The organism is Pseudomonas sp. P116 (genome assembly GCF_020149425.1).
Lineage (GTDB): Bacteria > Pseudomonadota > Gammaproteobacteria > Pseudomonadales > Pseudomonadaceae > Aquipseudomonas > Aquipseudomonas anatoliensis.
In genome coordinates this window covers 500656-513907 of sequence record NZ_JACVHB010000003.1, presented here as the reverse complement: position 1 = coordinate 513907, position 13252 = coordinate 500656, and the positions used below count along the sequence as shown (strand labels likewise).

Genomic DNA, 13252 nt, shown 5'->3' with positions numbered 1-13252 from the left:
TTTTTTCTACTCTATAGCTAAACAACACGCCGAAGCACGCATCATTGCACTTGAGGGGCATTATGATAAGGCTGTTAGCTTTTTTCGTTTTCGCGCTCATGGCAACAGTGATAAGTGCGAGCTCTAGCTGCGAGGCTGACCTGAATGGAGATGGAGTCTGCGATCCGTATAGTGTTAGACCACTCGAGGATGACGGCACAATTTCGCGAATCACTATCGATATTGGTGGGGGCAACAAGTCAGTTTCGGGAAATTTTGAGCTAGGACACGGTGGGTTGTCTGTAGGTTATCTACCAGGCGAATTCTCGTTGCTGCTGGATTTCTATACTCGTAATACTGATCTTACGCAGTACAGTTTTAAATGGATTTCTGGGAAGAAAGACTGGGTTCTCTATAAAAAATCTACTTGGGCGGAACCTAGTAAAGATGAAAAATATACCTTGGGTGGTGAGAGGGTACCAGTTGAAGCACTATTTCCGCAGAAGTTTAATGTTCAGCGTGTGGCGTGTTGCACCCTGTTTTCTCAGTTTTCCGAAAATGGGCCCAATTTTAGCTATTTGAGTAATGAGGATCAGCTTGCAGAAATCAGGAAAGACTTCAAATATATTCTTGGTAAGCTTCCTCAGGGCGAAAAAGGAGAGTTGTTTTATGGGGTCGATGATGGCGGTAATAAAGTAAGAAGGAGCATTCCCCAGGAGCTGGTGTATGAGCTGACTTTGATAGTGTCCGATGATAATGTCGGGCCGCTAAATGATTATGCCTATTATTTGTATCGTAACAAAAATAGCGTTTTAGCTGCTTTGCTTTTGAAGGAGATTCATAAAAAATTCCCGGAGAGAGTCGTTGCAATATTGAATTTGGCAGATGCGTATTGGGATATAGGTATGAAGTCCGACGCGTGTCCGCTTTATAAAGAATATATCGCTAAAATGACAAAAAACGGAAAGGGTGGACGTATTCCACAGTCGGCTAAATCTCGAGAAAACTGTAGTTGATATGACCAATAGTAGGGGTGGGAACAGATCACGTTTTAGTAATTATCAGAAAAACGTGGTCTGTCCCATTTTTTCAGTGAACTTCTCGGCTCGTGAAGTAATGATAAATAAGCTTCTAAGATTTTTCTGAGGTCATTTGAATGATTCGCCTAATGGTGTTTTTGTTATCCATTTATAGTGGCGCTGCTTATTCGGCTTCAACTGAGCATAGCCTGATATGTAAAGAAGCTGATCGGAATGCCGATCAAGCTAGCTTGACTCTTTCTTTTGAAGGGGGAGCCTTCTCTCTTGATAATGCTGATCGCGGATGTCGGTCAGACTATGTTACTAGAGAAGTGGCAGGGGCCGAAAATAAAGCAATTATATTTTCTTATCCAACCAGTGATGATATGGGTCTAAACGCTCAGGTGATGATTTTTTCTGCTGTAGCTAAAGGTGGAAAGGCCGCATATATCGGAGACATCCCTGCTAGTGCTTCGGAGTTGGAGGATGGTACCTATAAAGATATTCAACAGTCCGGTGATTCAATTTACGAGAACATTTACCGTATTGAAAGTACTAAAGTTGTGACTTTGACTCCAGGTAAAGAGTTGATCATTTCTGGCGAGCAATGTGTTTATAAGGAAGCGGGTAGCACTGTCTGTCAAAAGATGAAAGGCACCTTCAAAAAACCTGTGTGCGTCCTCAATAATGGTGAGCGCAAAGTCCTCGCGGATGCGAGGGAGTGCATGGACATGAGAGAAAATCTTTGAGGAAAACGGGACGGATTTATTTGTTACGCTCGACCGCTTTGAATTTAGTTGAGAACTTAAATAGATCTGGCCCGTTTGTCGGTTCTGACTCTATCTTCTGTCGCAGGCCCGTTCAGAATTGAACGGATCACTGAGTTTTTTTACGGACGCCAAGGAATGCAGATTTTCAGATTCAGCCTCATTTTTTTACTTTCAATACTGTCGCCTGTGGTCATGGCTGAGGGCACGATGATTGCCACCATCCTTCAGGCCGACTTTTCCAAGGACCCGGAAGTCCGGTTGCTTGTCAGAGTCGTCGATGTGGGTGGCGGTTCGGATACCCCTTCCATGGCGGTTCGTAATCAATGCCTGGAGAGGAAGGCGTCCGCAGAACGTCCTGGGCCGGATCCGTGCTTTTCGATAGAGATCACTGAGAGCAATAAGCAACGAGCCATTGTTCGGCAAACGCTATTGAATGATCCTCAGCGCACAACCGACCCTATCTATTTGGAAATTGTTTATCGCTCGGAGGTCAGCGAAAGCGATCCGACGAATCACCATCAGCGATCCGCCACACTGAAGATCGAAGAAAACGGCCTCTACAATTGGAACAATGAGAGCGAACAGGCATTGGCGGACGTTGAGTGGTTTCCCTCGGGAAATGGTGTTCTTGATCTGATGGTTCCTGACGCGGATGCATTGTTGAATTCTGTATTTCGAGATCGTATGAGTCGGCTGGACGAAAGCGGTCAGAAAGCACTGAGGGAAACTCAAAGAGCCTGGATGAAATTTCGAGATGCGGAGTGCCAGGCCGACCCGAAATTGCATAAATCAGTTTTCGGTGAGTGGTCCGATGCCTGCCTGATTCGCGCGACGATAGAGCGTGCTCGCCAATTGGCTTTGGCACCGGACAAGAGCAGACGTTGAAAAGGACAAGCCAGAGCATTCGCGCGAAAGCGTCGACTTGGATGAGCATGAACAAATTTTTCTTTCTCTTTTTTGCGCTATTTCCTTTAGGCGCTCAAAGCGCAGTCACCACCGAATCACTTTGCTTCGAATTATCCCAATCGAGCCCGGTAAAGTTCGAACTCCGTACCTACTACGACGAAGCCAGCAAATGGTCCGGTGGTTTCGTGAAGTACGCCAAATCCAGTGAGCCCATTTCCATTGTGTTGACGGATTCTCAGAATGAAATCAACGATCCAGACGCGCCTTGGCAGCACACCAGAACCTGGTCCGAAATCGTCAACGGTAAGGTCACGGGGACTTATGAGTTGATGACGCAAGGCTCGCAGATCGTCTCGATGTCTTACACAAAGCAGTCCAACGGTAAGGCTTATAGCTTCGGAATCAGCACCAGCATCGACTCCTCTCTCGAGTCCGGATGCAAGTGGGAGTAGGGCAGTACATGCAATTCAAAACTCTAGCGGTATCACTGCTCGGCCTGATGTGGACGATCCCTGCGTTAGCCCAAACCACCACGTTCAGTCCAACCAAAGGCGTCGACGCGACGCTGGTTCTTGAAGGCTCCAAGCTGAACATCGCGGTTAAAAGTGAAACGCACAGCGAGTCGCGAACAATCGATTTTGAAGCCGAAAACGAACTCCACATGCAGTTCGACGATTTCAATTTCGACGGCGCCCAGGATTTCGCAATCTGGCAGCTCGATGACGGCATGGGCACTTACCACTACTACCGGGTGTTCATTTACCAAGTCAAAACCGGCACCTTCGAAGAGTTGCAGCCGGACTGCGGCGATGGCTTCGTTAACCTGCGCGTCGACAAAAAGCGTAAAGCGTTGCTCAGCACCTACTGGGAAATGAACATCCCCAAGCAATGCATCACCGGATTCACCAAACGCAAAACCTGAATGACTCAAGGATGAACACAGTGAACCGTTTTGTTTTTACCCTGCTGGCCATGCTGCTGCCAGTTTCAGCGGTCTATGCGCAGGATGACTGCAGCCAGGTCACCTCAAGTCTGGAAATGGTGCCTTGCTCGGAGGCGGCGAAGCAGGTTGCCGATGCGCAGTTGAACGTCAGCTACAAGCAGCTGATGACGCGGCTTGAATCTGACTATCGAACAGATCCGGTGTTGGGCGCGGAGTACGCGGCGAAGGTCAAGGAGTCGCAGCGTGCGTGGCTGAAATTGCGCGATACGAATTGTCCGTTGGAGGCATTCGAAATCGAGACGGGGATGCCAGCGCATGTGTTCGCCGTCAACTCGTGTATCGCCAGAATGAGTCGCGAGCGTTCGGCGTATCTGGACAAGATTGCGCCGGAACAGTCCGCGCATCTATCCGATAAAGGCAATGCCAGCGACGCTTGTCCATCCGAGGATTTCTTACCGTTCCTGGCAGTGTTTTCTGCCGATATCGAAGCACAGCGCCGGCTCACTGCGTTTACCGTCAAATCGCTGGTATTAAAGCCAAAGGCCGAATCGGGTCGTTTCGAACCGGTGACCACGGGCGAGAAGGGGGCTGGGTTGGCCTATCCGTTGATGGCGCCTATCGAATCTCGCAAAACCCCGGGTGTTGTGATTTGGGAATACGACGACAGCCATTCCACTGTTGTGGATCGACGCGCCGGTTGGAGCAACGTCAAAGCCTTCAACTTTTCCCGGCAGGCGTGTTGGGTGCTCGAGGGTGTTGAAGACTGGTCGATTCGGGAAAAAGACCTGGTAGCGGCGAGCACGCCGACGATGAGCAAGAAAGAAAGTTTCTGTTTCCAGCGTGCCGAGGCGTTCGAAGCATTGGGTGCGCCGGAAGACCAGCCTCGCACCGTTGAGTTGTTTGAGGCCACGCTAGAAAACTTATTATGTGCAGCGCACTCCGGAGACCCACTCGCCAGTTATAAAGCAGCCATTCTGAGTCTCTCGGGCATGGCGCCGCAGGTGCCGACGGATACTTTGGAGTCACTATTCAAAGCAGCGGCCACCACTTTGCCGAACGGTGCGATGGGGCTTTCCGAGTTTTACTGCGACGGCAACGAGCTAACATTTGATGGTCCCTGCAAAAATCCTGCGCTTGCAGAGCAGGCACTGATGGGCGCCGTGAAAATGGGCGATGCCAACGCGATCAGCAAGTTGGGATCTACCTTCGCGAGCGGCGAATGGGGTACCAAAGATCCATCCCGAGCCATGGCCTGTTATCAACTGGCTCTCGCGAAGGGTAGCGAAGGCGCGAGTTTCGGTTTGGAACACTTGAAGAAAAACTCCACCACGCCAATCAAACCCAGCCACTGCTACTGACAACCCCCGAAACCCCAAGCTTTTCCTTTAAACTCCCCACCCCCAAGGAATGCGCTCAGGACACGGAATGCCAGCCCCCTCGACCTCGCTTCGCCCCGCGCTAGTGCTCTGGCTGTACGCCGCCGCGATCGTGCACATACTCGCCGGTCTCACCCTGACCTGGGCCGGGCATTCCGGTTTACTCGACGGCTATCTGCAAGTTCTCGAACTGGCATTCTGGGGCGCCGACGCAGTACCCGCCGCCGGCCACGAACAACAGGTCTGGTGGCTCGCACTCTTCGGCGCGACGCTGCAAAGTTATTCGCTGTACATGCTCGCGCTGGTGCACATCGGCAATCGCTCGAAAGCGCCGATGGTGTGGGGCTGGTTGATCGCCGGCATCCTGTTATGGGCGCCGCAGGATATGTGGCTGTCTGCGCAACAACAGGTCTGGTCGCACCTGTGGCTCGACGGTTTTGCGCTGTTGCTGCTGTTGCCGCCGCTGGTATGTCTGTATCGCCATGACCGTCGAAAATCCCCTCGAGTAAAGACTCAGAGCACGTCCAACCCGTTTGCCGGCAGCGCCCACAAGCGTGTGCTGATCACCGGCGGTACCGGGTTTATTGGTGAGGCCGTGATCAACCAATTACTCGACGCCGGCCACACCGTGAGTGTGCTGGCACGTGATCCGTTAAAAGCAGCCAATCTGTTCGGCGGTCGCGTTCGCAGCGTGCAGTCCCTGAGCGAACTCAGCCACGATGAAACCTTCGATGTGGTGATCAACCTCGCAGGCGCGCCGGTTGCCGGCCCACGTTGGACTCCGAAACGTCAGGCTCAACTGCTCGCCAGCCGAGTCGGCACAACCGAAGCACTGATGACCTGGCTGAAGAACACCAAGCACAAACCAGCGCTATGGATTCAAGCCTCGGCCATCGGCTACTACGGCGTGCGCGATGCCAGCGAAAGCCTCGACGAACACGCCGGCAAGGGCGACGGTTTCATGGCTGAACTCTGTGCGCGTTGGGAAGCCGCCGCGCAACCGGCCACCGAGTTTGGCGTGCGTCAGGTGGTGCTGCGCCTCGGCGTGGTGTTCGGCCCGGGCGGTGCGTTGACACCGTTGCTGATGCCGTTCCGTCTGGGCTTCGGCGGGCGCATGGGTGACGGTCGGCAGATCATGAGCTGGGTGCATCGCGACGATGTGCTTCAGGTGATCGCTCGATCCTTTCACGATGAAAACCTGCGCGGCACCTACAACATGGTCGCCCCGGAAACGATCAGTCAGGCAGCGTTCGCCGAGAACGTCGGCAAGGTCCTCAAGCGCCCGGTGTGGTTCCACATTCCCGCTGCGCCAGTGCGTGCTATGGCAGGGGAGATGGCGCAGTTGTTCTTCGACGGTCAGCGCGTGGTGCCGCAGCGTTTGACCGAGGCCGGCTACACATTCCGCTATCCAACCCTCGACGCCGCTCTGCGCGATCTGACCTGAGGATCGTCCATGAGCAAGCCGTTGATGTACCTGCTGGCCGGCAACGGCAGCGCCGCCGATTGGTGGGACGATGCGTTGCCGCACTTTCAGCGCTACGACGTGGTGCCGCTGGAGTTGCCGGGCTTCGGCGCCAATCCGCAGCCACCCTGCGAGGATCTCGCGGCCTACGCCGAGACCTTGCTGGCGATGACGCAAAAGGGCAGTGCGATCATGGCGGTCGGGGTCAATGCCTTGCTGGTGCTGCATGCGTTGCAACGTCGGCCCGGGCACTTTTCCCGCAGTGTTTTGCTGGCGCCGGTCGGGGCGTTTTTGTGGCAGCGTCGCTTGCCGGCATTGATGTCGCCGCTGCCGATCCGCAAGACCATTCACTGGTTGCTGTCGAATAAACCCACGCTGTTCGCGCGCAAGTTTTCCAACCAGACCTGGACGCCCTCGCAGTACCAGCGCATGGGCGCCGGTTATGCGCGTTGCCGGGCATTCGTGCCGCACTGGGATCTGGTGCGGGCCGACACCGCGCTGCCGCTGCTGGAGTGGATCACCGATCCGGTCGAGCTGGTTTGGGGCGATCAGGACAACGTGCTTGGCATCGAGCAAGCGGCGGCGTGGTCGGCGATTCTCGCTCGCGCTGATCTGACCATCAGCCTCAAACCCGGTTGGGGTCACTACCCGTGGATCGACTCGCCCGCGCAGTTCGCGCAGTGGCTGGAGTCGGGCGAGCGCGGGTTTGTCGCGCACACCAAGGGCGGGCGTTTGCGCTTGGCTGAACTGGCGCGGCAACCGGTGCCGGCGGCGCTGACGCTCAACGATTGCAACGACCCGCGTCTGCCTGCGTTTCTCGCCGCCCAACCTGATGTGACCTGGGCGGTGCGCTCCTCCAGTTACGGCGAGGATCAGGCCGATTCGGCCAACGCCGGGTTGAGCACGACTTACCTGCGCGAGCCGCGCGCCAACGTGCCAAACCGCATCGCCGAATTGACCGCCGAAGGCGTCGAGGAAGTGGTGGTGCAGCGCTTTATCACGCCGGTCGTTTCCGGGATAGCTTTCGTGCGACATCTGTCGGTGGAGCTGGAATGGGTTGAAGGCCATCTCGAATCGCTGGCCGACGGTCACGTCAGCCCTTCGCGGGCAACGCTTTCGCGGGTTGGCGATGCCTGGCGTAGCGGCGCGTTCACGCCATCCCACGGCTTGACCGAAGAGCGGCTATGGCAATTTCTGCAAGACGTGTTGCGGGTGTTCCACTACGTGCCCGGCGACGTCGAATGGGCCTGGGACGGCTCACAACTGTGGCTGCTGCAATACCGGCCGATCAGCGACTACGGCTGGCGCCGGCACCTCACCGCCGCGAACATCGCCGAGATCCTGCCGCCGCAACCGAGCGTTTTTGTCGAGTACGCTCAGCGCCGCGCGGCGGCGAGTATCCCGGCGATCATGGCGCGGTGGGATGCGCGGGTGTTGCAGGACAACGAGCCGTTCACTGCCGTGTTCGGCGGCGCGTCCTACATCAACAACGATTTGTTCCTCGCCCGACTCGCCGACTGGGGCATCAGCGCCAGCAACTACGCCGGTGAAGTCGGTGGCGCGACCCCGCATCTGCCGTGGCAACCGCTGAAGATGCTGCGCTCGTTGCCGCTGTTCCTGCGCATGCAACGCATCGCCCGAGGTCATCTGCTGACCCTTGAGCGTGGTTTGCAGCGTTTCGATCAGGAGTTGACCGACCTCGTCGCCCAGGGTGCCGACGGCCAACAACTGGCGGACTGGTTCACCCGGTTTTACGTGTTCGTGGTGCAAGGCAATCTGTGCATCGCCACGGCGCTGGCCAGCAGTGGCGGCGACTGGCTGGGCCGCCCGCCGACGGCTTACGACAACCTTGAAAACAGCCCGCATCGTTTGCCTTGGGAGACCGACCCGGCCACCCCTCGGCCAGCGGCGAGCGAATTGCCGCTCCAGCCATTCCCACAATGGTCACGGCTAATCCGCCTCGCCAACGCGACCGGACTGCCGGGCCTGCGCGGTTACTACCTGCAAGTGCGAGAGTGGTATCGCGACAACCTGATGCGCATCTTCTTCCGCCTGCACCACGCCATGCCGCTGGCGGATCGCGAGCACTGGTTCGCGCCGCATCCGGACGTACGCAGCCGCGACGGCAGCTTCTGGCAGGACGGTCGCGAAGGTGCGGAGCAGGCCACCGGGTTCATGATTTATCCGGGGCAAGTGCGGGGTGTTCTCGGGAAGGACATTTTGCTGGAGGACACGCTTGATCCGGGGCGTCATGCGCACTATCAAGCGGCGCGGGCGGTGATTGCGCGGATGGGTGGGCGGCTGTCGCATGGCTCGACGTTGTTGCGTGAATTGCGCAAGCCGTCGGCGGTGATGCCACAGGTTGATCCGGCGTGGGTGGGGTGTGAGGTGGTGTATCGGGATGGTGAGTTGGAATTGATCAATTCGAAGGAAACGAAGTGAAACGATTGCTGGTGTTATGTGTGAGCTGGTTGCCGATAGCGGTTATGGCGGCAGATGTTTGCAATCAGGAAGCTGACTCAAAATATTTCTTATCGCAATGGTCGCAGAGCAGTGAACATCCGGAAGACATACTTTCCAGTCTCGATGGAAAAGAATTTTCTATCGAGCCGGGCCACGTGGTTTTTCGCGGCGATCTAAATGGCGATGGCATCGAAGACTTTATATTCAATTCCCGCGTCGGCATTGGCTCATCAATGGATAGCACATTCGCCTTCCTGATCCAGTGTCGTGGTTATTTGAGGTATTCGGGCGGCGATTACTTCGCCGGCGTCAAAGTTCTGGACGGCCCACCCAAGGGGGGAGGTGAGTTCAAGGAGATCGAGATCTACTCCTACATTAGGGACAAGCGCGGGCGGATTCGCTACAAGGGTGAAAAGGCCATGACCCGGCCACATCTGTGGCAATTCAACCCGCAGACACAGCGTTATGAAGGGCAGTCTGAGTAAGTCGACGGTCCCCACTGCATTTATGGAGTTACTACGTGAAAGGATTTTCGATTTTTCTCGGCAGCTTGATATTGACCGCCGCGTCCATGGCATCCGCCGCCGATCCAGCGTTCAAGGATTACACCGTCACACCAGTTTTCACCGGCGCTAGCCATAAATTGGTACCGCAAGAAAACAGCAGCCCAATGATGGATCAGACACGGGTGCTAGCTCTGAAAGGCAAGGTCAACTTCGCCGGCCATTACATCCTGCACCAACTCGGTTGTGGCGGCAGCGCCATGTGCGCCGAAGTGCTCGATGCCCGCACCGGTGAAGTGGTCGGCGGCTTGCCGAATGCTTACGACGGCAGCACGTTCGCCATGCTCTACCAACCCGACAGCCGCTTGATCCTTATTTCCGGCATCGCCCTCGACGGTGAAGAAGATGCCCAGGGGAATTCGCTGGAAAGCGTCAACCGGGATCGCTATTACGAGTTTGTGAACAACGAATTCCGGCTGCTGACGATGACAGACGCAGAAACGCCGCCGCTTGATTAAGGATTAGGGGATGAACCGCTTACTCACGGGCTGTCTTTCTCTGTTGCTCTCGCTTCCGGCCGTCGCCGCTCCGACCGATGCCTACACCCAACGCGACGTCATGCAATGTGGCGGCGTTGAAGTGGTGTTGGTGTCGTCCTGCCGATCAGTGACGGTGGAGGACACCGCCGACCACGTGCTGCCGGTTTGCTCCGACCAGACAATCAACATCGTCGGCAAAGTGCTCCGGCGTGACGTCGGCAAGGTTTCGCAACTCACCTCGGACGGTATGCAGACGAAGATGTTAAGCAACGTGGTGGTGGCGATGGATTGTGTGACGGGCACCAAGGGCAGCCTCGTATCGATAGGCGGCTATGGCGGTTGCGGTGCCTGTCCGGAGTGGCGTGGTTATTACTCGACTACGGGGCGATTGGAGCAATTTAGCTTCGACAATAACCAGCGCTCATTTGGCTCGAAAGGCTCAAGGGAGGCGTTGATCAAATCTTATGGCGTCACGAAGAGACAACTTCAGTCGCAAAGCCCGGCGGTGAAAAGGATTGTCTATGGTCAGCCTTAAGATGGTGTTGATTGGCAGTCTGTTTGCCACAGCCAGCGCCTTTGCCGAAGAGCCGCCAATCGTTGGCATTGACGGGCACACAGTGACGTTACAGGCAAAAAAGTGGACTTCACCTGTGGTGGAGTCTGCCACTGCCTGGTTCACGGCGAATGGAAAAACATTTCCGCTCTTCCATGCCGGTATTGGTACTCAGGCCTATCCCGAATGGCTTAGCCCCGATAAGAAAACGTTGTTGGCGACCCCGGTGGAATACGGCGTAGTCATAGGTGAGAACGGTGAAGAAATAGCAACATCACAGGGGCATTGCGCTGTGATCTCGATGGAAACCGGTTGCGTGTTGGCTGAGAGTTACGAAAGATTTTGTGAGGGTAAATGGCTGGGCAATCAGTGGATTTCCGAAGAGGGCGGGGTGCTCAAGCATGCCTTGGAAACTAGGCCTCCCAACGAATTGCTGAAACATGCCTTGAGCATCGAAGCGGCGCAGTCCCGCGCCGAATCTCTCGAGTGGAGCATGAGTTTTTTAAGTCCAGAGTCCTACATGGCGTGCCATCCCCCGGCGCAAAATGTTCAAGCCTACAACGACCTCGGCTTTTATCTGGCCGAGGGTGGTAAAGATGAGCTGGCGCTGAAGTTTTTTCGAGGCGTTGAGACGGTTGGCAAGCGCACGGTGTTGATGTTGAACATGGCGGATTCCTTGTGGCGACTTGATCGGAAAGACGAGGCGCAACGGTACTACCGTGAATATCGCGATGCGATGAACTCCGCTGGCAAGGCAAAGAGAATTCCGCAACGTGTCATTGAGCGATCTGAGTTTCAGGGAGTGAAGAATTGAACAGGTTTGTCCGCTTTATCGCTTTGTTCCTTGGGCTGCTGTCCGCTTCGATCGCGCTCGCTGAGGACACTTGCAAAGTCATAACCGTGAGTTGGCAATACTTGGAATGTGTGGAAGCCGACCGTAAAGCGGCCGACGCAAAACTAAATGCCAGCTACAAAAAGCTCATGGCGCGCTTCGCTTCTCAGAGAGAGGCAGACCTTGCACAAGCTGAGGCGTTTACGGCAATCGCCAAAGATTCACAACGTGCCTGGCTCAAGTTGCGCGACACAACATGCTTGCTGGAGGCCACAGAAGTACAACCCGGCTCACAGGCGCAGTCCTTGATGATCAGTCTGTGTGTGGCACGGATAAGTCTGGAGCGTGCCGGTTATCTGGACGCGATCGCATCCGATCGACCGAGTGATGCGACCAATATCAGTAAAGTCTCTAAATCTGCCTCTCAACGCTTCGGCGATGTCGTGGCTCGCTACGTCAGTACCTTCAGTGATCCGTGCCTCACTGTTCAGATCCTCGCGCCTGACGGCAACTGGAGAGTGCTGTCGTCCAGGCAGTTTTGTAGTTTCGATGGCAAAGCGTTCTGGAAGGATTATGCCGACGCTGGTTTCGAGGATCACGCGTTTGCTGAGGATGGGTTACACGTGACGCTCAGCCTGACGGAGCTTCGTGGGCCTGGAGAGAAACGTCGCGCCTGTGTGATACCGATTCAGCACGCCCAGATCAAAGAGCTGAAATGCGGCGCGCCTGAGTCGACATGAAGATTAACCCCGGAAGGAAAATGGAATTGAGCAGGTTTTCAGGTTTTGTTTGTGCCTTTGGACTCATGGTCGGTTTGTCGACCCAATCGGCATTGGCCGGCGATCCACAAACCATTGGTGAGTTGCATCCGCCGGTAGTGGCGTCTTTGGGCGATCAAAAGATTACGGTGTTCTTTCTGAAGAACAACCTGAAAGAACAAGCGACCGGAGTTCACGTTCCCACCGCCGAGATCTTCTATTCAGCCTTGAACGCAGCCAAACCCACGCTGAATTATGTGTGGAAGGTGGAAGGCGAGCAGATAGCCTCGGTGTTCTTCTTCGAGCGCAAATCCCCCGCGCGCGCCGGAAAGTCGATGTTTGTTCTGACAAAGAACAAAATCTCGCACAGCCATTTCGAAGGTGATTCCTACTCGGTGCTGGAATTGCCGCTCTTCAAGGATGGTGATCAATTGTCTATGCAGTTCTTTCGAGGTGACCCGCCAGAACCCGAATTCCAGAACTGCCGAGACGGCTTAAATCTTGAGGATGACGTAGAAGTCGAGTGTGCTTACAAGGATGCGGCGAGCATTAGGAAGCGCTTGGCGGAATTGGATGCAAAGACCATTACGGGTTCAAAGCTGGATCAGAGCAACCTTCAGGAACCACGCAAAACCGAGGGTGATACGGCAAATTTTGCATGCCCCTCGACTGATTTTTCAGCGTCCCTCACAAGCCAGATCGCAGGCGATGACGCTGATAGACAGCAGGTCTTCCGAGGCGTTGGCCATGAGGGCTTCGGCGTCGGTGCCGGGGGAGAGGCTGAAGAGGCCGGTTTCGCGTTTGGGGCGTGGTTCGACGGCGGGTTTGAAATGGTGGTCGAGGGCGCGCTCGGCGGCTTCGTGGAATTTCTTTGAATCGGGAGACGCGTAGGGGGAGGTTGAATCAGCGTCGAATGTTTCATCAGTCATGGGTGTCAATCCTGAGCAGTTAATTGATTTTCCCCGAATACGGACTTGCACATCCGATCACCGATTTTGCGGCGACACACAGAGCTTATCGATAGCCCACCCGTCCGCCTAGTTCATGAACAGCCCGGCTCTTTGCAGGAAATTTTCCATAGGTTTACGGGGTGGAAGATCAAAAGATCGCAGCCTTCGGCAGCTCCTACAGAAATGTGTGTAGGCGTGT

Annotated in this window: 13 protein-coding genes and 1 pseudogene; 13 read left to right on the top strand and 1 reads right to left on the bottom strand. The window is 55.2% G+C overall.

Going from position 1 to position 13252, the window contains the following annotated elements; all coding sequences use genetic code 11:
- Positions 1–62 precede the first annotated feature (62 nt).
- From ICA15_RS12820 to ICA15_RS12760, 13 genes are all read left to right on the top strand, one after another.
- Positions 63–995, top strand: a complete 933-nt coding sequence (locus ICA15_RS12820) for a tetratricopeptide repeat protein (protein ID WP_210553348.1) — start codon at positions 63–65, stop codon at positions 993–995.
- Positions 996–1135: 140 nt separating this feature from the next.
- Positions 1136–1747, top strand: a complete 612-nt coding sequence (locus ICA15_RS12815) for a hypothetical protein (RefSeq protein ID WP_210553349.1) — start codon at positions 1136–1138, stop codon at positions 1745–1747.
- Positions 1748–1903: 156 nt separating this feature from the next.
- Entirely contained in the window at positions 1904–2653 is a 750-nt protein-coding gene (locus ICA15_RS12810) for a lysozyme inhibitor LprI family protein (protein ID WP_224450877.1), read from the top strand.
- Positions 2654–2700: 47 nt separating this feature from the next.
- On the top strand, positions 2701–3126 hold the full coding sequence (locus ICA15_RS12805) for a hypothetical protein (RefSeq protein ID WP_210553350.1): 426 nt from the start codon (positions 2701–2703) through the stop codon (positions 3124–3126).
- A gap of 8 nt (positions 3127–3134) precedes the next feature.
- Positions 3135–3596, top strand: a complete 462-nt coding sequence (locus ICA15_RS12800; RefSeq protein ID WP_210553351.1) for an XAC2610-related protein — start codon at positions 3135–3137, stop codon at positions 3594–3596.
- A gap of 20 nt (positions 3597–3616) precedes the next feature.
- The gene (locus ICA15_RS12795) at positions 3617–4975 is read left to right on the top strand and encodes a lysozyme inhibitor LprI family protein (protein ID WP_210553352.1); all 1359 of its coding nucleotides are present in this window, start codon (positions 3617–3619) and stop codon (positions 4973–4975) included.
- Between the two features lie 67 nt (positions 4976–5042).
- Positions 5043–6437, top strand: coding sequence for a TIGR01777 family oxidoreductase (locus tag ICA15_RS12790; protein WP_210553353.1), 1395 nt, complete (start codon positions 5043–5045; stop codon positions 6435–6437).
- A 9-nt stretch (positions 6438–6446) separates the two neighbouring features.
- Positions 6447–8897: an alpha/beta fold hydrolase gene (locus ICA15_RS12785; protein ID WP_210553354.1), complete on the top strand. Its 2451-nt coding sequence runs from the start codon at positions 6447–6449 to the stop codon at positions 8895–8897.
- Positions 8894–9403: a hypothetical protein gene (locus tag ICA15_RS12780; RefSeq protein ID WP_210553355.1), complete on the top strand. Its 510-nt coding sequence runs from the start codon at positions 8894–8896 to the stop codon at positions 9401–9403. Before ICA15_RS12785 ends, ICA15_RS12780 begins: the two co-directional genes overlap by 4 nt.
- 86 nt (positions 9404–9489) lie before the next feature.
- The gene (locus ICA15_RS12775; RefSeq protein WP_210553568.1) at positions 9490–9939 is read left to right on the top strand and encodes a hypothetical protein; all 450 of its coding nucleotides are present in this window, start codon (positions 9490–9492) and stop codon (positions 9937–9939) included.
- A 10-nt stretch (positions 9940–9949) separates the two neighbouring features.
- Positions 9950–10495 carry a hypothetical protein gene (locus ICA15_RS12770; RefSeq protein ID WP_150616877.1) on the top strand — a complete coding sequence of 182 codons (546 nt, stop codon included), beginning with the start codon at positions 9950–9952 and terminating at the stop codon, positions 10493–10495.
- The gene (locus tag ICA15_RS12765; RefSeq protein ID WP_150616876.1) at positions 10482–11327 is read left to right on the top strand and encodes a tetratricopeptide repeat protein; all 846 of its coding nucleotides are present in this window, start codon (positions 10482–10484) and stop codon (positions 11325–11327) included. Before ICA15_RS12770 ends, ICA15_RS12765 begins: the two co-directional genes overlap by 14 nt.
- Positions 11324–12085 (top strand): lysozyme inhibitor LprI family protein, encoded by a 762-nt coding sequence (locus tag ICA15_RS12760; RefSeq protein WP_210553356.1) that lies wholly within the window; start codon positions 11324–11326, stop codon positions 12083–12085. Before ICA15_RS12765 ends, ICA15_RS12760 begins: the two co-directional genes overlap by 4 nt.
- Positions 12086–12795: 710 nt before the next feature.
- On the opposite strand, the pseudogene ICA15_RS12755 reads toward ICA15_RS12760, so the two are convergent.
- Positions 12796–13032 (bottom strand): annotated as a pseudogene (locus ICA15_RS12755) (DUF6124 family protein); the annotation flags it as partial.
- Between the last annotated feature and the right edge of the window lie 220 nt (positions 13033–13252).